The organism is Beggiatoa leptomitoformis (assembly GCF_001305575.3).
In the GTDB taxonomy this organism is placed as follows: domain Bacteria; phylum Pseudomonadota; class Gammaproteobacteria; order Beggiatoales; family Beggiatoaceae; genus Beggiatoa; species Beggiatoa leptomitoformis.
The window spans coordinates 1852194-1878129 of sequence record NZ_CP012373.2; the positions used below are offsets into that span (position 1 = coordinate 1852194).

Consider the following 25936-nt stretch of genomic DNA (forward strand, 5'->3'; position numbering starts at 1 on the left):
TCTTTCCAGCGTTTTTATGCAAAGTCAGGTTGTAATAATTCGACATTGTAAAATGGGTAGTTATCTGGAAACACTTTCTATAACCGCTAATTATTATAATCATTAGACTTTGCATCAACTGTTGTTTTTCTAATCTATACTACTCTCATAACCTGAAGTAGAGGTGGTTCATTTATGACTGATTCTCTCAAACTGCGTATTCAAGAAGACATGAAAACCGCAATGCGGGCGCAAGAAAAAGAGCGTTTAGGTACGATTCGCATGTTAATGGCGGCGATTAAACAACGTGAAGTTGATGAACGCATTACCCTAGATGACACACAAATCGTGGCTGTGCTTGATAAAATGATTAAGCAACGCCGTGATTCATTCAGCCAATTCTCTGCCGCAGGTCGTACCGATTTAGCGGACAAAGAATCCCGCGAAATTGAAGTTCTCCAATCCTACATGCCTCAAGCACTAAGCGAAGCCGAATTGACCGCTTTAATAACGGCTGTCATTGCCGAAACGGGCGCGACTTCTATCAAAGATTTAGGCAAAGTCATGGGTTTATTAAAACCCCAAGTACAAGGGCGGGCTGACATGTCCGTTGTCAGTACCGAATTAAAAAAACGCTTAGGATAAGCACAAAACAACCCTTGCTATTAGCGAGTGAGCGATTTTCCGTTATTAATACAGGTCGTTCAAAATGCGTATTGCTCGAAGTTTTATTAATGATCTGGTTGCGCGTGCCGACATTGTAGAAATTATAGATAGTTACGTTCCTTTACGTAAAGCAGGACGTAATTATGTTGCTTGTTGTCCTTTTCACAATGAAAAAACACCTTCTTTTTCAGTCAGTGCCGAAAAACAGTTTTACCACTGTTTTGGTTGTGGTGTGCATGGAACAGTGCTGACTTTTTTGGTAGAACATGGACGGATGGATTTTTATGAAGCCGTACACGAACTATCATCCCGTTTAGGAATTAACGTTATTTATGAAGAAGGTAGCGACAATAAATCCACTTTTATAGAAACACACAGTGATTTATATGCCGTGATGGTGGCTGCTGCACGTTATTATCAACAACAGCTACATCAACCTGTTGGACGCGAAGCCCTCGCCTACCTACAACGACGCGGTTTGTCCGATACAGTGATTGCAGAATTTGAAATAGGTTACGCGCCCGCTGAATGGGATGGTTTGTTAAAAGCCTTAAAAGTTGATAGTGCTACCTTATTACAAGCGGGTTTATTAACTGAACACGAATCGGGTAAACAATATGACCGTTTCCGTCATCGAGTCATGTTTCCGATTCATGACCAACGCGGACAAGTCATTGCTTTTGGTGGACGTGTATTAGACGACAGTAAACCAAAATACTTAAACTCACCAGAAACCCCTTTATTTTCAAAAGGAAAAGAGCTGTATCATTGGGATAAAGTTCGCAAAGCACGTGCTTTAAAACGGGTTGTGGTGGTTGAAGGCTACATGGATGTTGTTGCATTAACACAACATCATGTAACAAACGGGGTGGCAACCTTAGGGACGGCGACAACGCCAGACCACTTGCAACGCTTGTTTCGTAGTGTGAGCGACATTGTTTTTTGTTTTGATGGTGACGAGGCAGGACGTAAAGCCGCATGGCGAACGGTAGAGACGGTGTTACCCTTATTACAAGATGGACGACAAATCAGTTTTGCCTTTTTACCAGAGGAAGATGATCCTGATAGTTTTGTCCGTCGGCAAGGAACGGACGCATTTAACACTTATTTGGATGAAGCCTTGCCATTATCACAATTTTTGCTCAACACCCTTACCCAACAAGTAAAACTCGATAGCATTGAAGGACAAGCACGTTTAACAGAACTCATTAGACCCTATATTAATCAACTACCTGATGGCACATATCGAGAGTTATTATTAAAAAATTTGAAAAAATTAGTCCCTGTAGATTTAAAAAAATCGACTACACTTAAGGACATTGGTAAAAAAACAGAAAATGCTTTTAATAGAACACCTAAGAAAGCAAACTTCAAAGAACTTTCATTAGTTGAACAACTCATTGTTTATCTACTACTTTACCCACAATTTGCTCAAGAAATTGAGTACCCAAATAAAAAATTATCAGGACTTTACTTAGAAAATATCGATTTATTGATTCATATCCTTGTTTTAGTCAGAAACAATCCAACATTGACGCTTGCAGGTATTTGCGAACAGTGGCGAGACACGGATTATGCGGAGCTTGTTAATCGGTTCGCAATTTATCAACCACATTTTTTAGAAGAACAACGCTGTTTTGATGTAAAACAAGAATTTAATGATGTTATTCAGCGTTTATACGCAGAGTATGAAAGACAACGCTGGCAGTTTTTGCTACAAAAGTTTCAAAAAGGCACAATTACAGAAGAAGAAAAACAAGAGTTTAAAACGGTAAACCCCAAAGGGGTTCGTTAAGTCAGGAGAAACGGGATAATACGGGCAAAATAAACAAGTCTCTATACATGTTTTCCCCTTTAATACGGGGGGGCAAGCGTAAAGATAAGGGCGTTTTTTTGCCTACACGGACTAAAATACAACAAAAGTTGTGTAAAAGACTCAACTACACAACTTGTTGTACCTTTAACACAAACTTCATCACAGGTGCGCGTCAACCACTATGAACTACGAACAAGAAGACTCTCAGTTAAAACTACTCATTGCAAAGGGTAAGGAACAAGGTTTTCTAACTTATCATGAAGTCAATGATCATTTACCTGATGATCTCGTCGACCCTGAGCAGATTGAAGGTGTCATTAGCATGATCAATGATATGGGAATCATGGTGCATGATGAATATGTGCCAGACGCGGATTCCCTATTAATGAGTGATAATGCGGTTGCACCCGACGATGATGATGCAGCAGAAGAAGCCGCCGCCGCCCTTGCTAATGTCGACAGTGAATTTGGACGTACAACTGACCCCGTGCGGATGTATATGCGCGAAATGGGAACAGTGGATTTATTAACCCGCGAGGGTGAAATTAAAATTGCGAAACGGATTGAAGAAGGCTTAACCCAAGCCCTTACCGCATTAGCAACCCATCCAGATATTATTGGAGAGTTTCTAGGTCTTTACGATAAAGTTGCTATTGAAGAAATTAAATTGTCCGATTTGATTTCTGGTTTTGCTGATCATACCAATCCTGATGATGAAGTCCCTGCTTCCGCACTTGCGGATAATGCGGAAGACATTGATGAAGATGAAATTATAACCGTCGCAGGTGCGGGCGGGGAAGAAGATGAAGAAGGGGGCATGTTAGAAGAAGTCACGCTAGATATGGAAGAGGCTTCTAATCGGTTTAATCGTTTGCGCGAAGCGCATCAACAGATGGTAGCTACCTTAGAAAAACACGGTTTAAGCTCCAACGAATTCCAACAAGCCCGCCAAGATGTGACCGATGTTTTCTTACAATTTAAACTGGTAACAAAATTAATTGATGATTTAAGCCTGCGTTTACAAAACGATGTCGCTACCATTCGTGAGCAAGAAAATATCATCCGTGACATTTGCATCAAAAAAGTGCAGATGGATAAAAAAGAGTTTTTAAGCTCTTTCAAGAACAACATGACGAATCCTGAATGGATTCCTAACTTGTTAAAGGGTAACAAAGCGTATGTAGAAAACTTGAAAAAATACGCTGATGACCTGATGCAACACCAAAGCAAGTTGATTGCGATGGAAAAACAATCGCGTTTAGACCTTGCTGAAATCAAGGAAATTAATCGTCGCATGTCAATTGGGGAAGCAAAAGCCCGCCGTGCAAAAAAAGAAATGATTGAGGCAAACTTGCGTCTAGTTATTTCCATCGCCAAAAAATACACCAATCGTGGGTTACAATTTCTTGATTTAATTCAAGAAGGTAATATCGGCTTGATGAAAGCGGTGGATAAGTTTGAATACAAGCGCGGTTATAAATTCTCTACCTATGCGACTTGGTGGATACGCCAAGCAATTACCCGCTCCATTGCTGACCAAGCCCGCACAATTCGTATTCCTGTTCACATGATTGAAACTATTAATAAACTTAATCGTGTTGCACGGCAAATTCTACAAGAAAAAGGTCGTGAAGCCACCCCTGAAGAATTAGCCGAAAAAATGGAAATGCCTGAAGATAAAATTCGCAAAGTGTTAAAAATTGCGAAAGAACCCATTTCTATGGAAACCCCTATCGGTGATGATGAAGATTCGCATTTAGGCGATTTTATCGAAGACACCAGCATTCCTGCCCCCTTAGAATCCGCCACATTTGAAGGCTTACGCCGTGCAACACAAGAAATGTTACACAGCCTAACCCCACGTGAAGCAAAAGTATTACGGATGCGTTTTGGCATTGACATGTCCACCGACCACACATTGGAAGAAGTGGGCAAGCAATTCGACGTAACCCGCGAGCGTATTCGCCAAATTGAAGCGAAAGCCCTCCGTAAATTACGCCATCCCAGCCGTTCCGAGCAGTTACGGAGCTTTTTAGATTAGTTTTTTCCTATTTTGCAAAACAAGGGGATAGTCATAGACTCCCCTTGTTTTGTTTTATAGCAGTCGCAACGCTTAGACTGGAAACTATTGGATAACTTATGGATAAAGAACAATGGGCTGGTTGGACTTTATTATTGCTGGTTGCGGGATTTTCTACGATATGGTTATATCGCATGGAAAAAGACTCAGCCATTATGTCAGAAGAAGATTTATCCCGTGTTCCAGACTATACCCTAGGTCGTTTTACGGCGACACAATTGGATAAAACAGGGTTGTTACAACATCGTTTAACGGCTGAAACGATGGTACATTATCCCGTAATAGAAACTGAATTACGTGCGCCTGTGCTGTTTTTCTATGATAAAGGGCAACCTGCATGGCAAATTGTCGCTGAACAAGGACGAGTTTCACCTGATAATAAAAACCTATGGTTATTAGGAGAAACAATCATGGAACGACAATCTGTTGCGCCCACAGAGCAGTTACGTCTGATAAGTAGAGATGTGTGGATACAAGTCGAGCCACAAACCGCAGAAACTATTGAACCAACAACGATTTTAGGGCAAAATGCGGAAACACACAGTGTTGGCATGAAGGTCTATTTACCGACGCACGTGTTAGAATTACGTTCACAAGTAAGAGGGCGATATGTCTATCAATAAGTGGCTATTGGGGATAAGCATGACGATGATAAGTCATTCTGTGTTTGCCCTTGCAACGGATAAAGACCAACCAATTAATATCACAGCAGAACAAGCAACTATTGATGATTTAAAAGGCGTTGCGATTTATGAGGGTAATGTTATTGTTACACAAGGAACAATTCGTATAGAAGCGGACAAAGTTACTTTGACCTATACGCAAAAACAAACCCTAGATAAAGTCATCTTAGATGGTAATCCCGCCCGTTTTAAACAACGTCCTGATAATAGTAAAGAAGATTTAAATGCAAAAGCAAGTAAAATGGAATATTTTGCCACTGAAAACCGTTTACAATTGACTCAAAATGCAGAGGTTTGGCAAGGAAAAGATACCTTTACAGGGCAACGTATTACTTACGATACGGAACGTGGTATCATTAAAGCCAATCAGAAAGTGCAAGTGACTATTCAACCACGTCAGCAATCATCATCTTCAACACCTGCCAACTGATGAGTAAACTATCCGCACAACACTTAGCGAAACGATATAAATCTCGCCAAGTCGTCAAAGATGTTAGCCTACATGTAACCAGTGGTGAAGTCGTTGGTTTATTAGGACCCAACGGTGCAGGAAAAACCACCAGCTTTTATATGATTGTTGGGTTGATTCCCTGTGATGAAGGAAAGATTTTTCTGGATACACAAGAATTAACGTACGCACCTATGCACCGTCGCGCGCAATTAGGCATGGGGTATCTTCCACAAGAGGCTTCAATTTTCCGTAAATTGAGTGTTGCGGATAACATCATGGCAATTCTGGAAGTGCAAAAACAGTTGACTAAAGCGCAACGAAAAACCCGTCTAGCACAATTATTAGAAGAATTGCATATTGCGCATTTACACGATAATGTAGGCATGAGTTTATCGGGTGGAGAACGTCGGCGTGTTGAGATTGCCCGCGCGCTCGCGGCAGAACCTCGTTTTATGCTATTAGACGAACCCTTTGCAGGGGTTGACCCTTTATCTGTTGCAGATATTCAACGCATCATTGCACATTTGTGTAGTTTAGATATTGGTGTGTTAATTACTGACCATAATGTTAGAGAAACGTTAGATATTTGTCATAGAGCTTATATTGTCAATGAAGGGGTATTAATTGCCGAAGGCTCACCCGAAAGTATTCTGCACAATGCCCAAGTAAGAGAAGTCTATCTGGGACAGAACTTTCAGTTATAATTTGGCACGCTATACTTCTTAATAGGAAAGCTTAAAATCAAGTGTGTGTATTCATGATAATGATCAATACATCACACCCCATAAACAGGATTGGTAGTCACTTTACAACATGCTATGAAACAAAGCCTTCAACTACGCTTAGGTCAGCAAATTACCATGACACCACAATTGCAACAGGCAATCCGCCTATTGCAACTGTCCACGCTGGATTTGCAACTAGAAATTCAACAAGCGTTAGAATCAAATATCATGTTGGAAACCGCAGAAGGTGAATATGATGATGGCGTTGATGATTACGACGACAGCATCACAACTGCACCTGACGTAGAAGAAAATTTTAAACAAGAAGTAGAACGCGCGCTCATTGCTGAAGCCGAAGTCACCCATCATGAAAATGATGAAGAATATAGCCCTACTGATGATAGCCGCGAACTGGTGATGGATAACGCCAATGACATCCCTGAAAATTTAGCCGTTGATTCTGATTGGGAAGATATTTACGACGGCGCATTACACGACTATCCAACAGCAAATGCGGATGGAAATGGTAAAGACCTTTTATTTAACCAAAATGCAGCAGAACAAACCTTATCAGATCATTTATTGTGGCAATTAGACCTTACGCCCTTTAGTGACCAAGACCGCGCCATTGCAACCGCTATTATTGATGCAATTGATGGTGACGGCTATTTGCGAGCAACGATTGAAGACATTATGCAAAGCTTGGGCGAAGGTGTTATCGTTGAAGCTGATGAAGTAGAAGCTGTTTTACACCGTGTACAACACTTTGACCCCGTAGGTATTGGGGCGCGCGATTTATCTGAGTGTTTATTATTACAACTAGGAGAACTACCCGCCCAAACGCTTTGGTTGGCAGAAGCGAAAATGCTGGTTAAAAATCACTTAACTATATTAGCGGATCATGATTATCCACAACTTGCCAAACTCATGAAATTCAGCCGTGATGATTTACGCGATGTTATTAATCTTATTCAATCACTTAACCCACGTCCCGGTTCACAAATAGAAGTACATCAATCCAATTATGTAGTACCTGATGTCTATGTGAAAAAAGTAAAAGGGCAATGGCGCGTTGAATTAAACTCAGAAATCGCACCAAAATTAAGAATTAACCGTTACTATGCCGATTTAATTTCACGCTCAGACAGCAATCGCGCAGACGTAAGCAACCTCAAAAATCATTTACAAGAAGCCCGTTGGTTTATCAAAAGTCTTAAAAGTCGTCACGAAACCTTATTAAAAGTCGCAAACTGCATTGTTAAACGGCAAACTGCTTTTTTAGAATATGGCGAAGAAGCCATGAAACCACTAGTACTACATGATATTGCCAGTGAATTAGAAATGCACGAATCCACCATTTCTCGCGTCACTACGCAAAAATATATTCATACAGCTCGTGGCATTTTCGAACTAAAATATTTCTTCTCCAGCCATGTCAGCACGAACACGGGTGGAGAATGCTCTTCTACGGCAATTCGTGCGCTCATCAAAAAACTCATCGCAGCAGAGAATGCTGCAAAACCCCTTAGTGATAGCAAAATAGCCAATATACTATCCGAAAGAGGTATTAATGTCGCCAGACGCACGGTCGCCAAATATAGGGAAGCGATGGTGATTCCACCATCCAATGAGCGCAAGCGTCTGGTTTAGCACACATCTGTAAGGAGAACATTAATGCAACTCACCCTCAGTGGTCATCATATCGACATCACGCCCGCTTTACGGAGTTATGTAACATCAAAAATTGAACGCTTGGAACGTCATTTTGATCACGTTACTAACATTCATGTTGTTTTGGGTGTTGAGAAATTGCGCCAAAAAGCAGAAGCAACCTTGCACGTTAGCGGTGCAAATTTATTTGCAGATGCTGAACATGAAGACATGTACGCAGCAATTGATGCCCTGACCGACAAATTGGACAGACAAATTAAAAAACATAAGGAAAAACTGAAAGACCATCACCAAGCCGAAGGTGGTGTTAAAGCACAGTCCCTTGAATAAGTCCAGTCCGCAGTTATCAGAAGTAGTGTTGTAATGCCTGAATCTTCACAAGGGAAGGCTTAGACAACTCCCTGTTTCTCCAGTTTATACCGTTTATTGGAGAAACAGACACTCAACAGTCACAATATGTACTGCATAGCGTCCTCACTACTTTCTAATAATTGCACACTGTCAACCGAATTATGCGTATTTTAGACATCCTATCGCCTGAACGAATGTTATGTAATGTACAGGCCTCTAGTAAGAAACGAGTATTAGAATATTTTAGCCGTTTACTTGCGACAGAAACGTCTAGCCTGACAACCCGAGAAATTTTTGAAAGTCTGTTGTCACGCGAACGCTTAGGGAGTACAGGTTTAGGTAAAGGCGTAGCGATTCCTCATGCCCGTGTACCCGACTGTCAATTAACGCTTGCTGCTTTTGTTCAGTTAGAGAAAGGTATTGATTACGACTCAATTGATCGGCAGCCTGTTGACTTACTATTTGCCCTGATGGTGCCTGAAAACTGTACGGAGGAACACCTGCAAATTTTGGCAATGCTAGCAGAAATGTTTAGCGATGATGAATTTCGTGAAAAATTGCGTAGCCTACCCGATTGTCAAGCAAAATATGCGTTGATGGTGCAATGGCAGGCGGCTCAACCACAAGACGTATCATCTGATTCTCTTTCTTCTCCATTATAGTGACTCTTTATGACCCTGTTAAGCGTTACTGAACTCTATGAAAATCATGCGGATAACTTAGGACTTCATTGGTTAGCAGGGAAAGAAAATAACCGCTTTTTGCAATTGCAAACAGATCAACGGATTGGAAATGTAGGTTATCTCAACTTAATTCATCCCCATCAAATTCAAGTTATTAGTCTCTACGAACTCGCCTATTTAGAAGCCTTATCGGATAACGTGTATGAGGATGCACTCAAACAACTATTTGAAAATGCTAACCTCGCTTGTATTATCGTTGTTGATAGTCCACGTGTACCCGACGATTTAAAAGGACATGCTGAACATTATCATGTTCCCTTATTTATGGCTCAAGTGTCAGGTGAAGCTTTAATGAACTACCTACACGGTATTTTGGGGCGTATGTCAGGTGAAAAAGTAACCTTACATGGTGTATTTTTAGACGTTTTTGGGATGGGTGTATTAATTACGGGAGATAGTGGTACAGGTAAAAGCGAACTTGCGTTAGAACTAGTCAGTCGTGGACACCGTTTAGTTGCAGACGATGCACCCGAATTTTCTCGTATAGACCAAGATGTTATTCGTGGAACTTGTCCTGTACAAGGGATGACACCTTTTTTAGAAGTGCGCGGATTAGGTATTTTAAATGTACAAGCATTGTTTGGTGATAGTGCGATTAAGAGAGATAAATATCTTCGTCTTATCATTAAACTAGAACACATGAGTCCTGATCAACTTCGCCAAATTGACCGTTTACAAGGGGATTATCGTTCCCGCCAAATTTTGGGTGTAGAAATCTCTGAGGTTGGTTTGCCCGTTGCTGCGGGTCGCAATCTTGCTGTTTTACTTGAATGTGCTGTGCGTAATCATAGTTTGAAAATGCAAGGCTACAATGCCGCTGATGAATTTTGCCAACGTCAAACCCGTGCCATGTATGGTATGGATAAGGATGATGGCTATGTTTCACATCGTTTTGATGTTTATTAGAATTACATCCTGTTGTTTATGATAATCTGTCAGGCAACTAAAACCTGACAGATTAGTAAGTTACAAGCCATCACAACTTCATTAAGCCAATAATCATGGCATATCCCAATACAGTCGTAGTAAAGATTAAAACCTGTCTGAATCAGAATGTTCGGGCAAGCATTAGGCACTTATTTTTGCACGATAACTAGCAGATTTTAAACTGAATAATGTATTACGCTATCGCTAATACACCCCACAAATAGTTTATTTGGTAGTGCTAAAGAAGCAGTGATTTGTTATAATCATTAATGAAAAAAATAGTAGCCCCGATGTGATTTTCTATCTTCTTGGAGAAAGATAAGGTTTTCCTCACTAAACGACTGACACGCTGTCTTAACGTATTATTAAATCGCTCTATATGATTGGTCAGCCCCGTCTCCTTCCCTACCGCTTTATGCCGTTTACTCGGTAGAACTTTCTGGTACGCTTCCCAGAAGTCGGTGTAACAGACTGCACATTGCCGATATACCGCTGGGAGTGAGTCCCAGAGTGCTTGCGCTCCCTCCGCATCTCGCTTTCCAAAGGCAATCCCGACAACCTCTCGTGAGTCTCTATCTAACGCTAACCATACCCACACTTTCTGGCGACGCTGCCCAACAAATGACCACATCTCATCGCATTCTAAGCGCAACTGTCCTTTTTTTTAACCGCTTGTTCTAGTCTTTGTTGCGCATACAAACCATTGACATAATGTTGTAGCCATGTGCCTGAGATTCCCGTAACACGGGCTATTCCTCTTAACGAGAGTTTTTCTTTTAATAGCTTGTCCACCTGTGCCCACGTCTCTTGGCTTATGTATTTCTTGGTGGGTTGTTCTACAAATCTCCGTCCGCATTCGCGACATTTGTAGTTTTGTGTCCCTGTGCGGGTTTTTCCGTATTTCACGATGTGTGTCGCTTTACAGCTTGGGCAGGTTAGCATTTTAGGGACTCTTCTCTTTCTTCTGTTTTCTTATTTTAATATCACTTTCTCTTTAGCACTACCGTTTATTTTTGTACTGAATATGTGTTAATAATTAACATTAACGAAAAAACTACACATTCAGAGGGGCAACAATGGAGTTTACTGCTTTTGAATTCGCGCGGCCGTATTGGTTGCTTGCCCTCATCATTCTACCTTTCTGGGTGGTTTGGCTGTTCTACCAAAAAGCCCACTACTCCCGCTTACAACGCTACGCTGACGCGCATTTATTACCGTATTTATTACAACAATCCCCCCAACAACTATTTTGGCAAGATAAAACCTTTTGGGGGTGGATATTATTGTGGACGTGTGGAATTCTTGCGTTAGCACAACCCCGTTGGGATTATGAATTACAAGCCCTTTTTCGTCCACAAACGCAATTACTGGTTGTCCTAGATTTATCCGATTCTATGCGAGTACGCGATTTACCCCATGCACGTATTGAACAAGCAATGCAAGAGATAACTGAATTATTAGACGTAAAAGCAGATATTTATATCGGACTCTTAGTTTTTGCAGGTATTCCCCATCTCGTTGCCCCATTAACAGATGATTATAATACGGTTAAACATTTACTTTATGAGTTAAAACCTGATTTATTACCCATTCAAGGCAGTCGATTTGCCCCCGCATTAGAACGCGCTTTATTGTTATTAAACAACGCACCTAACAGTAAAGAAGCAGTACAACATATTTTATTAATCAGTGATGGTGAGTTTGAAAAAATAGATGTTACACAGAGTTTAGCATTATTACAAAATAGCAAGGTTTTTTTACACGTTCTCGCTGTTGGGACGGAAAATGGTGGACATATTCCACGTCAGGCAGATGAACATCAATGGGTAATAGATGCTGATGGAAATATTGTTATTTCTAAATTACATAGCGATGTTTTAAAGCAGTTAGCACAAGTAGGTAGGGGAATTTATCAGGTCGGAAATTATCAATCAACGGATACGCAAGCCATTTTAAATGAAATCCATCAACGAATGCAGACATTTACAGCGCAACAGGCAACGCAAAAAGTGTGGCATGAACGATTTTATTTGTTGGTTATTATCATGATGTTGCTTGTTTTATTAGCGTTCAGACAGCCTGTCTAATCATCGCTTGTTTAGTATAAATCTAAAGGGTCAACGTCCACAGTCCAACGGACATCTTTTTTAACCAGACTGGGTAAAATAGGCAACAGTTGTTCAATTAAATGATGTAATACATTGCGTTGTTGGGCTTGTAGCAGTAAATGTGCGCGGTAGTAATTAGCGCGTTTTTCCATAGGGGCGGGCGCAGGTCCCCAGAGTTCTACTTCAGCAATATTAAGTTGTCGGGCAACTTCTTTCACGCTACGCAGAAAATCTAAGGCTAATTTTGCCGTTTTGGATTCTGCCCGAAGCAGGATTAAACGGGTGTAGGGTGGGTAATTGGTTTGTTGTCGCTCGGCTAATACGATATCAGCGAAAGCATGATACCCTTTATTAATTAAGCAATTAAGCAATTCATGTTCGGGTTGGTAGGTTTGAATAACCACTTCTCCCGCATCTTCTGCGCGTCCTGCACGTCCTGCAACTTGCATAAATAATTGTGCCATGCGTTCTGTGCCACGAAAATCTACACTGAATAATCCGCCATCAATATTAATAATTCCCACTAATGTTACTTTTGGAAAATGGTGTCCTTTAGCAAGCATTTGTGTGCCAACGAGTATGTCAACTTCGCCACGATGAATTTGTTCTAACATGTCAAACATGGCTTGTTTGCGTCGTGTGCTGTCGCTGTCTATACGTAAAATGCGGGCATCAGGAAAGATTTGTTGCAGTTGTTCTTCTACGCGCTCAGTCCCTTGTCCGAGGAGATGAATGTTATTGCTATGACAATTTGGGCAGATGATAGGTGTTGGTTGTACAAAGCCACAGTGGTGACAGCGCAAATAGTGGCTGGCTTCGTGGTGAGTCAGGCGTGCATCGCAGTGTTGACAGTGGGCTGTCCATTTACATTGTAAGCAAATGAGGGTTGGCGCGTAACCACGACGATTGATAAATAAGAGAATTTGTTGTTTCTTGGCAAGATGTTGATTAATGTAATGTTGTAAGGGTCGGGAAAGGATTTGTTTACGCGGTTGATGACGCATATCAACAAGGTGAAACGTTGGATGAACGGCTAATCCTGCTCGCTCTGGCAGTATTAGGTGTTGATAGCGTTGTTGTTGGATGTTGTAGAGGCTGTCGAGTGAAGGGGTTGCACTGCCGAGTATGATAGGAATTTTAGCGCGTTGTGCGCGAATCATGGCGATGTCACGGGCGGAATAGCAGAATCCATCTTGTTGTTTATAAGAGGGGTCGTGTTCTTCATCGATGATGATGATGCCTAGTTGTGGTAGCGGTGTCCAGACAGCGGAACGTGTACCAATCACAATAGGCGCGGTGCCTGCACGTGCTAGTAACCACGCATAGAGCCGTTCTTTATGATTTAAGCGGGAGTGAATAACGGCAATAGGTACACTAAAACGTTGTTCAAAACGGCTTACCATTTGTGGGGTTAGGTTAATTTCTGGCACAAGAACAAGTGCCTGTTTCCCTTGAGTAATAATAGTTTGTATCAGTTGTAAATAGACTTCTGTTTTACCGCTCCCTGTTACGCCATCTAGCAGGCTTGGATAAAATTGGCTCAGGTGTTGGGTGAGTTGTTCAACGGCATGAGCTTGGGCGGTATTGAGTTGTAAAGGGGTGGTAATGGGTTGGGCGTGACGAATGGCAGGTTGTGGCGTAATCCAACCGCGCCGTTGTAAGGCTTGTAGGGTTGGACGGGGATTAGGTAGGTCGAGTGCAAGGGTTGTTTCGCTAATACCACGTGGGTTTTCTTGAAAAAGGCTTAATAAATAGGCTTGACGGTGGGATTGACGGGGTAAATCTGTAGGGTCTATAAATTGTCCCGTTTGGGTAACACACCAATGTCCACTGGGTGGGGTTTCAACGTGTGGGGGATGTCCTGCGTTGAGCAGTGCGGGCAGTGCGGTCGCAATGACAAGTCCTAGTGGATGATGGTAGTAACGGCTCGCCCAGTGTAATAATTGCAAATCCGTAGCCGTCAGTAGCGGCGGCTCATCGAGCAGGGTTAATGCTGTTTTTAGTTTATTGGGGGCAACGCTTGAGGTGTCTGTTACACCAATCAAGATACCGATTAAGACTTGTTTCCTAAAAGGAACTTGAATTCGTGAACCGATATGCTGTTCGGTAATTTGCCAATCTATTGGCGCAAGATAATCAAAGAGTTTATCTAAGGGAGTCGGTAGCGCAATTTGTAAAATAGGCGTGTTAGACATAGCGGAATAGAATAAGTTGAATCGATTATTGGCATTATATGCTTATTCTTCATTCCAAGGGGTTTGTTGCATTAGCGTTTGTAGATTGAGAAATTCTTGTTGTAAGTCTTGTAGATATTGTGAAATAGTCTGCAATTTGGTGGCTTCCATGTCCATTTCCATTTGTGCCGCAATTTCACCCAAGCGATTTGCACCGATACTGCGCGCGCCACCTTTTAGGGAGTGGGAGAGATGTAATAGTTTATGTTGGTCTAGGTTTTTTGCGGCATGTTCCATCGCAATAAGTTGTTTGGTCGTTTCGATGATGAAACGCTCAAGCAGCATTACGAGTAACTTAGGGTTATTCAATGTTACTTTTTTTAGAAAAAGATGGTCTAACACGGCAAAGCCCGCTAAATAAGCTTTTTTTGCTGTATTTACTTGTTCAGGGGTCATTTGTAGGTATTTATCTAATACCATTTTTAGGCGTTCTAGTGTCAGCGGTTTGGCTAAGACATCATCCATGCCAGATTGTTTATAAAGCATAATATCGGCAGGGCTTGTATTCGCAGTGACGGCAACAATGGGCGTGTTGACATAATTACTATATTGACGAATTAATTGCGTTGCCTCCGTTCCATCCATCATTGGCATACGAATATCCATCAAAATCAATGTATATTGTTTTTCTGCGCAAGCTGTTACGGCTTCACAGCCATTATTGGTGATATCTGCCTCATAACCAAGTGTGTTCAACATATTGGTAGCTACAATGCAATTCACTTGATTGTCTTCAACCAATAAAATCATTGGATTATCAGATTCAAGATTAACAGGTTGCTCAGAAGAGGGCAGCGGTGTATTGGGATAGTCTGTGTTAGGCGAGGAATGCTGAAAATGGGGGAAGTGTTTGGTCAGTAACACAGCAACTCGTTCTAATATAATGGGTTTAGTCAGTATATCATCAAACCCTGCGTTAGCTAAGTTCGTACTTTCACGCTCATGTGCAGTCAGGGCTATCACTTTAGTATGTACTTGGACTGCTTCTTGTGTACGAATGCAATGAATAGCTTCTAACCCATTCATAATAGGCATATTAATATCCATCAATACCATATCATAAGCGTTGTTTGCTAAAATCAGTTCAACCGCCGCTTTGCCATTAACGGCTTCTGTGACTTGACAGCCGAGTTCTTTTAAAATACTGCCTATTACTAAACGGTTGACAGCCGTATCATCGACAATAAGAATAGAAAGTGGCGCGGAGGAATGGTAGTTTTGCACGGTCTGTTTTACTTATCCATTAGCATTGGGTGAATTGTAAACAGTGTTGCACTGTTTACAAGTGGAATTATCAGTTTCTAACACAGATTGCTCTAGCATACAATACTGTTATATCAAATAGTTACATCATCCTTGCACACTCAAGGCTTCTACTTCTTGAATCCCTTTGTGATTTGGATAATTATGTTTTAACACGTCTAACGCGGTATTAGATAAATCTTGCATTCCCATGGCTTTATAAATTTTCGCCATTAAAACGAGTGCATCGGGTACAGCGGGTGTTTCTTGAAAGTTTTCTACAACCCGTTTTGCGCGATTGATAGCGGCTAAATAAGCACCACGAACAATATAATATTTTGCAACGTACAATTCATGCGCCGCTAAATTATTTCGCAGATATACCATACGTTGACGTGCGTCAGTAACATAGCTGCTGTCGGGATAACGGGTCAATAACTCAGAAAAATTTTGGAATGATTCGGTTGTTGCGTTTTGATCACGTTGTGCTTTATCAATGGGTAAGAAGCGGTCAAAAAAACCTCTATCCCGTTCAAAATTAACTAAGCCTTTAAGATAATAGGCATAATCAACATTAGGATGACGTGGGTATAATCTGATAAATCGGTCGGCGGCGATAATAGCAGATTCTGCTTGATCATCTTTATAATAAGCGTAAATTACGTCTAACTGAGCTTGTTGCGCATAAACCCCAAAAGGGAAACGTGCTTCTAGCTTTTCGTAATATTCAATGGCAGTCGAGTAATTACCCTCCGCTAATTCTTTTTTCGCACTGTTGTATAACTGGTCAACTGTCCAATCTTCCGTTTTATCTTTAGAAGACCCAAAAGCACTACACCCTGAAAGTACAACAAGCAAAACCCACACTAATGAATGTTTCATGACAGATCGCATAAAAAAAGTTGATGAATCAACGATGGTGAATACCCATTTTAGCACGAAAATTCCCGATGAGATGTCTGGTTGGCGTTTAGACAAAGCGCTTGCTGAATTATTCCCTGACTACTCTCGCGCCCGTTTACAAAAATGGATTAAAGATGGTTTCGTTTTAGTTAATGCTATGCCCCTTCGCGGTAAAGATAAAGTACAAGGCGGAGAAGACATAGAAATTATTGCCCAAGCAGAGGAAGAAGTCACTTGGGAAGGACAAGACCTGCCTATCTTAAAGATATTATATGAGGATGACGACATTATTGTTGTTGATAAAGAGGCCGGGGTTGTTGTCCACCCCGGTGCAGGCAATCCAGATAGTACATTAGTTAATGCTTTATTGAATCACGCGCCCGAGTTGGTACAGCTACCGCGTGCAGGTATTATTCACCGCATTGATAAAGATACCAGTGGTATTCTTGTCGTTGCTCGCAGTTTACCAGCACACACATCGCTAGTTGCTCAGTTGCAAGCGCGTGAGTTTAAACGTGAATACCAAGCGATTGTCAATGGTATGATGATATCAGGCGGAACCGTTGATGCCCCGATGGATCGTCACCCCATTCATCGCACAAGAATGGCTGTCGTAGAACGTGGTAAACCAGCGGTTACGCATTATCGGGTTATCCGTCGTTTCCGTCTTCACACCCTTATCCGTGCAAGCTTAGAAACAGGGCGCACACATCAAATTCGTGTCCATTTAGCCCATGCACATTATCCTTTAGTGGGTGACCCCGTGTATGGGGGACGCTTGCATTTACCGCCCGCTTGTACGGAAGATTTGCAGGTGGCATTGCGTCAATTTAAACGTCAAGCCTTACATGCAGAGCGTTTAGGCTTTATTCATCCAACCCAAAAAGAATATATGGAATGGCAAGTGCCAATCCCAGCAGATATGCAACAGTTGTTGAAATTGTTAGCAACAGATCAGCAGTTATTTGAAGCGAAAAAACAATAGGTTGAGAGTATTTTTATATCTGCTTGTCTAAAGACTATTTGAATCGGAATTTTCAGGATTAACTAAACGTCCCGAATTTAAAAACAAAAAATTGCATGGATACCACTGCTTTTAGCGGTGTTATCCGTTTGCAAAAAATCTAATTCGCCTTGTCTAGCAAGGGTTGTAAAAACTGAGCAATCCCTTCAGCCATATCCTCTGCATATAAATCACGAAAAAAATGGTCTGCACCTTCAATCCGCAGTTGCTGTAATTTTTTCGTTTCTAATAAAGGAATTATTTCTTGTTCAATTCCTTCTGTCGTTGTGTCAGCACTACCTGTTATTAATAACGCTGGCTTTGTTAAACGTGCCATGAGTGTTGGCGTGTGAAAACGGGGGTCATCCGCATAATAGGCGCGAAAACTATCGGCGGTGACGGTTGCATTATGGCAGTGTAAGAACCCAACAGCGGATAATTCCTTTTCATGGTTTGCACGGGCCAATACATCGGTTAAAGCAACCGTATAATTAGCTTGATAATAACTGGCAACTTTTTCACTAACCCATAACATTGGTGCGATTAGAACAATCGCTTTAATCCTATCGCTATCGTGTTCAGTGGCATACCATGCTGTTTGATTTGCGCCGCGCGAGTGTCCTAATAAAACAATCTGTTTCACGCCTTGTGTGCTTAACCATTGTACCCACGCATCAATCTCGTCGATGGCATCTGTATGATAATGACGATGTATTGTTTGGCAATCAAATAATTGTGCAGGTCGATTGTCAATGCCATAGCTAAGATTAATCGCCAATGAATTTAAGCCTTTTTCTGCCAATAGCATTTGTAACGTTTGCATAATTTCCATTTGACGACTGCCTAATGTGCCATGTGTCATGAGGATAACGCCATCATTGAGCGTTTTATGCGGTGCAAGTGTCAGACTGGCATTTAATGTTTGTTGATGATGGGGAATTGTCAGGACTTCTGCGGACAGGGATATTGATAAGAAGAAACAGAGATAAAATGAATGGATAATGTAACGCATAATAATACCTCGCCATTCTTATTGGGCTAATATGCCAAGCGGTGGAGCGAAAGTAAGTTTATATCACAGTCGGATTTTTACGCATAGGTATCGAAAAGAAAAGGGGGAGTTGCCTCCCCCTCACATGACTTATACTAACGGATTACTGTTTGATAGTGGTATCAATAGGGACGGCATTGAATACCAGTTTACCCGTATCTGTACCTGAAGTGATGCGATAACCGATAAAGAGTTGTAACACACCAGGGGCTGCAAACTTGCTTGCGTAAATCTTAATTGGGTAGTACGCAGGTAAGCTAACGCCAGTCTTTTGGGCAGTGAGTTGACCTAAAGATTTCACGATGTCACGGCTATCAAAGTTCCAAGCTGCGATACATAAATCACATGTGTTATTTTTACCGTCTAACATGTACCAGAAGAACTGGTCGCCGATGGTTAATAACCCCGCAACGATAATGTCTGCCGTTTTGCCCACATCTTCACTCGCTACTTTGATATGACCTGCAACCACTACATCATCAGCCATCGTTGTGTTAGATGGGTTAAGGTAGGTTGTGCCATTATTCACTGATACACCACCAACGATTTCTGCGGTTGTTGCCACCCCTTCGCCACTGGCAGCAACGGCTGTTGCTAACACTGGTTGTGCGGGTTTGCATACACCATCTAGTAAAATCCCTTTTTGTGTATCAAAACAACTTCCTTCTTGTGAGGTTGTGGTTGTGAAGGCGGCTGTGCAAGATTTCGCGCTATCAACAGTTACAATCATTGCAGTAGAAGTACCAGAGCAACTACCACTCCATCCTGTAAAACTCGCACCACTAACAGGGGTAGCAATCAAGGTGACTACTGCACCTGTATCAAAGCTTGCTGTACATGCGCTACCGCAGTTAATACCCGCAGGAGAGCTAACCACTGAACCACTGCCTGTTTTGACGATGGTTAAGGTTTGTGTACCTGTTGTGCCACCTGTAAAGGTTGCTGTACAAGATTTTGCTGCATCCATCGTAACAGTCGCGCTGGTTGTTGTACCAGAGCAAGCACCGCCCCAACTGGTAAATGTCGCACCTGTTGCAGGGGTTGCTGTTAAGGTTACGCTTTCACCACTATTGAAACTAGCCGAGCAGGTCGTTCCACAATCAATGCCTGTGGGTGAACTTGCCACTGTTCCATTACCTGTTTTAGTAACGGTTAAGGCTTGTGTACCTGTTGTGCCACTTGTAAAGGTTGCTGTACAAGATTTTGCTGCATCCATCGTAACGGTTGCGCTGGTTGCTGTACCAGAGCAAGCACCGCCCCAACTGGTAAAAGTCGCACCTGTTGCGGGTGTTGCTGTTAAGGTTACGCTTGTACCACTGTTGAAACTAGCCGAGCAGGTCGTTCCGCAATCAATGCCTGTGGGTGAACTTGCCACTGTTCCATTACCTGTTTTAGTAACGGTTAAGGCTTGTGTACCTGTTGTGCCACTTGTAAAGGTTGCTGTACATGTTTTAGCCACATCCATTGTTACGCTTAATGGGCTGGTTGTACCTGAGCAATTTCCGCCCCAACTGGTAAAAGTTGCGCCTGTCGTGGGTGTTGCAGTCAGTTGAATAATCGCATCTTTAGTGTAATTGGCTGTGCATACAGTACCCGTTGAGCCACAACTAATACCGCCTACATCAGTAGTAATCATGCCATTCGTAGGAACAGGTGCAATGGTTAGTGCAGGACCTGTACTAGTCGTAGAAGTTGCAACCCCTTTTAGTTGAATACGGAAGGGGTTTTCTGCAACACCCGCATCGTGTGTTCCACCATTTGCACGGTCGGTGTTAAAAATTTCTACCGTTTCATTAAAGGTACCCGCTGTGGTAGGGCTAAATTGGATGCTGATTGTGGTTTCTGTTAATTGGCTAACACGATTTGCAACCGTTCCAACCGTTTTGTAATTGAGTGAAGGTTGACCATTTTGTCCTAAGAAATTAACTGAAGTAACTAATAAATCTTCTGTACCAACACCAACGTTTTTGATAATAATTTCTTTGGTAATAGGCGTACCAATATCTGTTGTACCAAAGTCAATCGCGGTGGTTGCATCGGTTTGAATTTCCGTTGTACCAAAGAATGTGGCAATTTCTGGACTTAAGGGGGCGGCAGCAGGTGCGTCTTCAAACGTTCCCTTTACTTTAAAGGTAAAAGAAGGATTTAAAGGGTCATTGGTTGTAATTGTTACCGTACCTGTGTAAATACCTGCGGTTGTGCTGGTCATGGCGAATTCAAAGGTTGTTTGTTCGCCTGAGGGGGTTAAGGAGGTTGCACAACCACCATTTGTTGGTTGGTTTAGCGTCCGTGGCCCTAAGATTTGATCAGACTCGGTGTAGGGTCCCGGTGTTGCACTAACAGCGGTTGCAGCACCTGTAAACGTAGGGGCAACTGTCGCAAGAGTTAAATTGCTATAACCAATATTTTTTAAGGTAAATGTTTTGGAGAGTGTATTACCAACAACCGCCGTGCCTAAATCAATCGTGGCATCTTTTGCAACGGTTAAGCTGGTATCAACCAGTACTTGTAATTTAGGATTTAAGTCTGGCACAACAACGGCACTGATAGGGATTTCAGCAGGATTAGAATCAGGGTCGGTTGAGAATATTTGTAATTTACGTTGTGGCACAACGTAGGGATAGGTTGTGGGTGTTGGGGTTAATTTGGTGGGGTCAAAGGTTAATTTGAACGAGCCAACACCGGGTGCTGTGACTGGTGTTAAGGTATAAGCCGTTAGGGGGGCTATTGGGTCAACTAAACCTGTTAAGTCAACCAATCCGCTGGTAACAGATGAACCCGATGTACTACTTAATCCAAAGGCGGTATCTGGTGAGGGGAAAAAGATGATACTGGTTACAGAATCCGTTAGCGGGGTATAAGAAGCACCATCGTTTGTAGAACCGACGGTTAAAGTCTTAACAGGATTACTAGCAGCCCCCGGTGCCGTTAAGCCTATATTTAAACAGCGGGCAGCCGTTTGAGGCGGAACAGCGGGATATAACTGATTAGTCGTTTCATAGGTTGACAAATCGGTAGTATCAAATACCCGCAATCTGGCATTAGAACCTGTTGCAGGCGTTGCAATAGTGCCAGAAATGGGGAAGCTGACGTTAGCAAAACCTGCTTCATTACTGGAAATACCAATGTTACCACTGACTGTTGTATCCGTTGCTTGTGCATTTAAGCGCACAACGAATGTTGCTGTCGTGGTTGTTGTACCATCTAACACCAGCGGAAAAGGAGTTGGTACGGTGGATAATAGCGTATAACCCGATGGAACAGTGATTGCGGTAATCTGCAATGCGGTTGCCGTTGTTAAAGTACATGTCGCTGTCGTTGTCGTATTCGGTGAAATTGTACCTAAATTTAAGGTAGGACTAGACGCAGGGACATTTGTTGTGACAACAGCAACTGCCGTTGCACCCGTTGGGTTAGCAGGCGTACAAGAAATATCATACGCCCATACATTTTGCCCAATTGCAGACAACACCAAACTGCTCATCACCGACAGCCAAACCTTGCGCCGTCTATGAATGCTGTCCATTTGAACAGATGACGAGTCTTTATTTAAAAAAGTACCCATAAAAAACCTCCGAAGAAATTAAAACACATGTCATCAATGCCTATTCTAGACATGCCTACCTGACATCAAATAGGTTAATTCTATATAAGCAATAAATGAACCAATCAAAAGATAGCTTTTATTTTCTTTATGTTCTGTCTCAATATGTCCTAATTTGTCCCCATTTTAACGGTGACTGATTAAGGTTTCGTTAATGTTTTTTAATCTCTCCCCTCATACCATCTGACTCAATGGATAACAAAGAAAACGTTGATAATCCCAACACCCTGTCAAAACCTAATCAGCGTCATTGAATTGACATGAACAGATGACAAACCAACCGTATGGAATAATGAGATATCGAGTATAATCCTGATTTAATACCTTACTTCATTTTCTGCCGATACCATACGGTTATGCAAACCATAACAACAGAGACAGGTCAAAAACCCAATTTACTGATTGTTGACGACAACCCCGCCAATTTGCGCCTACTCGTCAGCTTATTGACGGACAGCGGATATAAAGTGCGTCCTGTTCCTAGCGGCGCGTTAGCGTTATCTGCTGCACAACTCTTACCGCCCGACCTCATTCTGCTTGATATCAACATGCCCGATATGAACGGCTATGAAGTTTGTCAGCGATTAAAAACAGAAAGCACAACCAAACATATACCCGTTCTATTTATCAGCGCGCTTGATGATGCAATGGACAAAGTTCATGCGTTTCGCGTTGGTGGTGTGGACTACATTACCAAACCCTTTCAACCAGAAGAAGTATTAGCACGGATTCAAACCCACTTACACATAAGTCAACTGCAAAAACAACTACAACACGCAAAAGAAGAAGCAGAACATGCCAAAGAATCGGCAGAAACGGCTAACCGTGCCAAAAGTCGTTTTCTTGCCAACATGAGCCATGAATTACGTACCCCGCTGAATGGTATATTAGGATATGCGCAAATTCTTCGTCATGACAGTAACTTAACGCCACAACAACAAGAAGGCATTAACATCATCCAACGCAGTGGCGAATATCTACTGACACTCATTAACGACATCCTAGACTTATCCAAAATTGAAGCCGACAGAATGGAGTTATACCCCAGCGACTTTAATCTAGGACAATTTATCAACAATGTTGTCGAACTATTTCGTATGCGGGCAGAACAAAAAGACATTCGGTTTATTTACGACTCCCCCTTTGTACGCACAGAAAAAGGACAACTCCCTAATGCCGTACAAGGAGATGAGAAACGCCTGCGTCAGATTCTCATCAACTTACTGAGCAATGCGATTAAATTTACCGAAAAAGGACAAGTCGTTTTTCGCGTAGAAAAAGAACAAGACGAAATTTGTTTCAGCGTAGAAGATACAGGAATCGGCATTCCCAATAATAAATTAGAAGATATATTTTTACCTTTTCAACAAGTAGGCTCGTACAACCAACAAATGGAAGGTACAGGACTCGGACTATCCATTAGCAACCGTCTTGTCAGCATGATGGGTGGAAAACTCCAATTAAACAGCACTATTGGACAAGGAAGTCGCTTCTGGTTCTCCATAAAACTGCCTGAAGTAAAAAACTTTTTAGACAACACCCCCTGTATTACCCCCAAAATCATCGGCTACGAAGGCAAACGCCGAAAAGTCCTTATTATTGACGACCAAAAATTTAACCAAATGGTTTGCAAACACCTACTTCAACCCCTTGGATTTGAAATTAGCCATGCGTACACAGGCAAAGAAGGCATAGAAAAAACCCAAGAACTAGAACCCGACGTTATCCTCATGGACCTAGTCATGCCAGAAATGGATGGCTTTACCACCACTGAACATATTCGCCAACTGCCCATTGCCTCCACCATTACCATTATCGCCGCCTCCGCCAGTGCCTTCAGTCAAGACCAACAAAAAAGCCTTGATTCTGGCTGTAATGACTTCATTGCAAAACCCATAAAAGCCGAAGAACTTCTAAGAAAAATCCAACGCTACTTAAACCTACAATGGACGTATGAATCCCCGCAAATCACCCAACAAGCAGATACCCAACTCATCACCCCCTCAACAGAACAACTCAAAACTTTACAAGACCTTACTATAAGAGGTGATATTGAAGGCATTCTGGAATATATCACCATCCTAGAAAATAGCGATAAAACCCTACAACCCTTTACCTATCGCGTTCGCCAAATGGCAAAAAATTTCCAACTCAAACATATCCGCGAACTGATAAAATCCCTTTCCCAGTAAATGCGAATTCATTCACACAAAACGGACAAACTGTTCTAAAACGAGCGAATAAATTCGCATTTACCTTAACTTATAAAAACAAACTTTTTTACAATAACCTCCTTTATCTATTTTCTTCATTACCTCACAGCGAAACACATACTATGGGATTCAAATGCGGTATTGTCGGCTTACCCAATGTCGGCAAATCAACCTTATTCAATGCGTTAACCAATGCCAACATCCAAGCAGAAAACTACCCCTTTTGTACGATAGACCCAAACGTCGGCGTTGTTGCCATGCCCGACCCCCGTTTAGACGCGCTAGCCGCCATTGTTAAACCACAACGAATATTACCTACCAGCATGGAGTTCGTTGATATTGCAGGGCTAGTTGCAGGTGCTTCAAAAGGCGAAGGCTTAGGCAATAAATTTCTCGCCAACATCCGCGAAACCCAAGCCATTGCTCACGTTGTCCGCTGCTTTGAAAATGACGACATTATTCACGTTGCAGGCAAAGTAAATCCCCTCGCCGACATTGAAGTGATACACACCGAATTAGCCCTTGCAGACATGGATACCGTCGAGCGCGCATTACAGCGCGTTGCCAAAAATAGCAAAGGCGGTAATAAAGAAGCCCTTGCACAAAAAAGCCTTTTTGAAAGAGTCTTCGCCCAACTTGATACAGGAAAAGCAGTGCGCAGCTTATCCCTAACCGATGAAGAACAACAATGGATTAGAGAACTCCACTTACTGACAGCAAAACCCACTGTTTACATTGCGAATGTTGATGAAAATGGTTTCAACAACAACCCGTATTTAGACCAAGTGCGTGAACTCGCCAGCCAAGAAAACGCCGTTGTCGTGCCTGTGTGTGCCAAAACTGAATCGGAACTAGTCGCCCTAGATGCAGAAGAACGCAAAGAATTTTTACAAGAAATGGGCATGGACGAACCGGGATTAAACCGTGTTATCCATGCAGGTTATCGCCTACTCGGCTTACAAACCTATTTTACAGCGGGTGAAAAAGAAGTAAGAGCATGGACAGTCGCAATTGGTGCGACCGCACCCCAAGCGGCTGCGGTAATTCATACCGATTTTGAAAAAGGGTTTATTCGTGCAGAAGTGATTGCTTACAATGATTTTGTCGCTTATAAAGGCGAACAAGGCGCGAAAGAAGCAGGAAAATGGCGATTAGAAGGCAAAGAATACATCGTACAAGATGGCGATGTGATGCACTTCCGTTTTAATGTTTAAGTAAAATTAAGATGTTAGACGGTGTATGACGCTATCGTTTATACACCCGACATCTACAATTATTAACAAGTAGGTACACCCTTTTAAATCAACTAACTAAATGCGCTTTCCACATGGGAAATTAGCACCAAATACAAACTAAACAAACTATCGTTGCCAAAATTACCCATTGATTTTACCGAATAATAAAGGGAAATATATCAAGCGGATTCCTTCACCATCTGTTGTAACACCGTCCACAACTCTTCCTGCTGCGCTGGTGTCAGTGTTTC

20 protein-coding genes are annotated in these 25936 nt (G+C 42.1%); 14 read left to right on the plus strand and 6 right to left on the minus strand.

Annotated elements, in window-relative coordinates:
- Nucleotides 1–174 precede the first annotated feature (174 nt).
- The 10 genes from AL038_RS07765 to hprK all read left to right on the plus strand — a co-directional run bounded on the left by AL038_RS07765 (nucleotide 175) and on the right by hprK (nucleotide 10071).
- Nucleotides 175–624 carry a GatB/YqeY domain-containing protein gene (locus AL038_RS07765; protein ID WP_062151369.1) on the plus strand — a complete coding sequence of 150 codons (450 nt, stop codon included), beginning with the start codon at nucleotides 175–177 and terminating at the stop codon, nucleotides 622–624.
- Nucleotides 625–688: 64 nt separating this feature from the next.
- A complete protein-coding gene (dnaG, locus tag AL038_RS07770) occupies nucleotides 689–2440 on the plus strand; it encodes a DNA primase (protein ID WP_062151372.1) in 1752 nt (583 codons plus the stop codon).
- 202 nt (nucleotides 2441–2642) lie between these two features.
- A complete protein-coding gene (gene rpoD, locus AL038_RS07775) occupies nucleotides 2643–4502 on the plus strand; it encodes an RNA polymerase sigma factor RpoD (protein WP_062151375.1) in 1860 nt (619 codons plus the stop codon).
- Nucleotides 4503–4600: 98 nt separating this feature from the next.
- A complete protein-coding gene (lptC, locus tag AL038_RS07780; RefSeq protein WP_062151378.1) occupies nucleotides 4601–5164 on the plus strand; it encodes an LPS export ABC transporter periplasmic protein LptC in 564 nt (187 codons plus the stop codon).
- Nucleotides 5151–5654, plus strand: a complete 504-nt coding sequence (gene lptA / locus AL038_RS07785) for a lipopolysaccharide transport periplasmic protein LptA (RefSeq protein ID WP_066246109.1) — start codon at nucleotides 5151–5153, stop codon at nucleotides 5652–5654. Before lptC ends, lptA begins: the two co-directional genes overlap by 14 nt.
- Nucleotides 5654–6379 carry an LPS export ABC transporter ATP-binding protein gene (lptB, locus tag AL038_RS07790; protein WP_062151385.1) on the plus strand — a complete coding sequence of 242 codons (726 nt, stop codon included), beginning with the start codon at nucleotides 5654–5656 and terminating at the stop codon, nucleotides 6377–6379. The genes lptA and lptB overlap by 1 nt, the downstream gene beginning before the upstream one ends.
- 114 nt (nucleotides 6380–6493) lie before the next feature.
- Nucleotides 6494–8050, plus strand: coding sequence for an RNA polymerase factor sigma-54 (locus AL038_RS07795; protein WP_062151389.1), 1557 nt, complete (start codon nucleotides 6494–6496; stop codon nucleotides 8048–8050).
- Nucleotides 8051–8074: 24 nt separating this feature from the next.
- On the plus strand, nucleotides 8075–8401 hold the full coding sequence (gene hpf, locus AL038_RS07800) for a ribosome hibernation-promoting factor, HPF/YfiA family (RefSeq protein WP_062151392.1): 327 nt from the start codon (nucleotides 8075–8077) through the stop codon (nucleotides 8399–8401).
- Between the two features lie 182 nt (nucleotides 8402–8583).
- Nucleotides 8584–9084, plus strand: a complete 501-nt coding sequence (ptsN, locus tag AL038_RS07805) for a PTS IIA-like nitrogen regulatory protein PtsN (protein ID WP_062151395.1) — start codon at nucleotides 8584–8586, stop codon at nucleotides 9082–9084.
- A 9-nt stretch (nucleotides 9085–9093) separates the two neighbouring features.
- A complete protein-coding gene (hprK, locus tag AL038_RS07810) occupies nucleotides 9094–10071 on the plus strand; it encodes an HPr(Ser) kinase/phosphatase (protein ID WP_062151398.1) in 978 nt (325 codons plus the stop codon).
- Nucleotides 10072–10330: 259 nt separating this feature from the next.
- Here hprK and AL038_RS07815 read toward each other — a convergent pair.
- Nucleotides 10331–11034, minus strand: a protein-coding gene (locus AL038_RS07815) for an IS1 family transposase (RefSeq protein ID WP_414635091.1) whose coding sequence is annotated in 2 segments (ribosomal slippage) — nucleotides 10331–10755 and nucleotides 10755–11034 — 705 coding nt in all. Because the reading frame shifts where the segments join, the coding sequence is not laid out codon by codon here.
- Nucleotides 11035–11168: 134 nt separating this feature from the next.
- Here AL038_RS07815 and AL038_RS07820 point away from each other — a divergent pair.
- Complete coding sequence (locus AL038_RS07820) at nucleotides 11169–12179, plus strand: vWA domain-containing protein (RefSeq protein ID WP_062151401.1); 1011 nt, start codon at nucleotides 11169–11171, stop codon at nucleotides 12177–12179.
- A gap of 11 nt (nucleotides 12180–12190) precedes the next feature.
- Here the strand turns inward: AL038_RS07820 and AL038_RS07825 are convergent, their stop codons facing one another.
- The 3 genes from AL038_RS07825 to AL038_RS07835 all read right to left on the minus strand — a co-directional run bounded on the left by AL038_RS07825 (nucleotide 12191) and on the right by AL038_RS07835 (nucleotide 16558).
- Nucleotides 12191–14395, minus strand: coding sequence for a primosomal protein N' (locus AL038_RS07825; protein ID WP_062151404.1), 2205 nt, complete (start codon nucleotides 14393–14395; stop codon nucleotides 12191–12193).
- Between the two features lie 42 nt (nucleotides 14396–14437).
- Nucleotides 14438–15658 carry a response regulator gene (locus tag AL038_RS07830; protein WP_062151409.1) on the minus strand — a complete coding sequence of 407 codons (1221 nt, stop codon included), beginning with the start codon at nucleotides 15656–15658 and terminating at the stop codon, nucleotides 14438–14440.
- A 126-nt stretch (nucleotides 15659–15784) separates the two neighbouring features.
- Complete coding sequence (locus tag AL038_RS07835; protein WP_083991465.1) at nucleotides 15785–16558, minus strand: outer membrane protein assembly factor BamD; 774 nt, start codon at nucleotides 16556–16558, stop codon at nucleotides 15785–15787.
- Between AL038_RS07835 and rluD the strand changes: the two genes are divergently transcribed.
- On the plus strand, nucleotides 16557–17564 hold the full coding sequence (gene rluD, locus AL038_RS07840; protein ID WP_474117484.1) for a 23S rRNA pseudouridine(1911/1915/1917) synthase RluD: 1008 nt from the start codon (nucleotides 16557–16559) through the stop codon (nucleotides 17562–17564). The two genes, AL038_RS07835 and rluD, sit on opposite strands and share 2 nt — an antisense overlap.
- A gap of 139 nt (nucleotides 17565–17703) precedes the next feature.
- On the opposite strand, the gene AL038_RS07845 is transcribed toward rluD, so the two are convergent.
- The gene (locus AL038_RS07845; protein WP_062151414.1) at nucleotides 17704–18594 is read right to left on the minus strand and encodes an alpha/beta hydrolase family protein; all 891 of its coding nucleotides are present in this window, start codon (nucleotides 18592–18594) and stop codon (nucleotides 17704–17706) included.
- Between the two features lie 142 nt (nucleotides 18595–18736).
- Nucleotides 18737–22198: an InlB B-repeat-containing protein gene (locus AL038_RS07850; protein WP_062151419.1), complete on the minus strand. Its 3462-nt coding sequence runs from the start codon at nucleotides 22196–22198 to the stop codon at nucleotides 18737–18739.
- Nucleotides 22199–22593: 395 nt separating this feature from the next.
- Between AL038_RS07850 and AL038_RS07855 the strand changes: the two genes are divergently transcribed.
- Nucleotides 22594–24429 carry a response regulator gene (locus tag AL038_RS07855; RefSeq protein WP_062151421.1) on the plus strand — a complete coding sequence of 612 codons (1836 nt, stop codon included), beginning with the start codon at nucleotides 22594–22596 and terminating at the stop codon, nucleotides 24427–24429.
- A 143-nt stretch (nucleotides 24430–24572) separates the two neighbouring features.
- Nucleotides 24573–25664, plus strand: a complete 1092-nt coding sequence (ychF, locus tag AL038_RS07860) for a redox-regulated ATPase YchF (RefSeq protein WP_062151423.1) — start codon at nucleotides 24573–24575, stop codon at nucleotides 25662–25664.
- Nucleotides 25665–25936 lie beyond the last annotated feature (272 nt).

Excerpts from the sequence above, each read along its gene's own strand:
- dnaG (WP_062151372.1), top strand. The coding sequence starts at position 689 with ATGCGTATTGCTCGAAGTTTTATTAATGATCTGGTTGCGCGTGCCGAC.
- lptB (WP_062151385.1), top strand. The coding sequence starts at position 5,654 with ATGAGTAAACTATCCGCACAACACTTAGCGAAACGATATAAATCTCGC.
- AL038_RS07845 (WP_062151414.1), bottom strand. The coding sequence starts at position 18,594 with ATGCGTTACATTATCCATTCATTTTATCTCTGTTTCTTCTTATCAATA.
- lptC (WP_062151378.1), top strand. The coding sequence starts at position 4,601 with ATGGATAAAGAACAATGGGCTGGTTGGACTTTATTATTGCTGGTTGCG.
- AL038_RS07765 (WP_062151369.1), top strand. The coding sequence starts at position 175 with ATGACTGATTCTCTCAAACTGCGTATTCAAGAAGACATGAAAACCGCA.
- ptsN (WP_062151395.1), top strand. The coding sequence starts at position 8,584 with ATGCGTATTTTAGACATCCTATCGCCTGAACGAATGTTATGTAATGTA.
- hpf (WP_062151392.1), top strand. The coding sequence starts at position 8,075 with ATGCAACTCACCCTCAGTGGTCATCATATCGACATCACGCCCGCTTTA.
- lptA (WP_066246109.1), top strand. The coding sequence starts at position 5,151 with ATGTCTATCAATAAGTGGCTATTGGGGATAAGCATGACGATGATAAGT.
- hprK (WP_062151398.1), top strand. The coding sequence starts at position 9,094 with ATGACCCTGTTAAGCGTTACTGAACTCTATGAAAATCATGCGGATAAC.
- AL038_RS07855 (WP_062151421.1), top strand. The coding sequence starts at position 22,594 with ATGCAAACCATAACAACAGAGACAGGTCAAAAACCCAATTTACTGATT.
- rpoD (WP_062151375.1), top strand. The coding sequence starts at position 2,643 with ATGAACTACGAACAAGAAGACTCTCAGTTAAAACTACTCATTGCAAAG.
- AL038_RS07825 (WP_062151404.1), bottom strand. The coding sequence starts at position 14,395 with ATGTCTAACACGCCTATTTTACAAATTGCGCTACCGACTCCCTTAGAT.
- ychF (WP_062151423.1), top strand. The coding sequence starts at position 24,573 with ATGGGATTCAAATGCGGTATTGTCGGCTTACCCAATGTCGGCAAATCA.
- AL038_RS07795 (WP_062151389.1), top strand. The coding sequence starts at position 6,494 with ATGAAACAAAGCCTTCAACTACGCTTAGGTCAGCAAATTACCATGACA.
- AL038_RS07820 (WP_062151401.1), top strand. The coding sequence starts at position 11,169 with ATGGAGTTTACTGCTTTTGAATTCGCGCGGCCGTATTGGTTGCTTGCC.
- AL038_RS07850 (WP_062151419.1), bottom strand. The coding sequence starts at position 22,198 with ATGGGTACTTTTTTAAATAAAGACTCGTCATCTGTTCAAATGGACAGC.
- AL038_RS07835 (WP_083991465.1), bottom strand. The coding sequence starts at position 16,558 with ATGAAACATTCATTAGTGTGGGTTTTGCTTGTTGTACTTTCAGGGTGT.
- rluD (WP_474117484.1), top strand. The coding sequence starts at position 16,557 with ATGACAGATCGCATAAAAAAAGTTGATGAATCAACGATGGTGAATACC.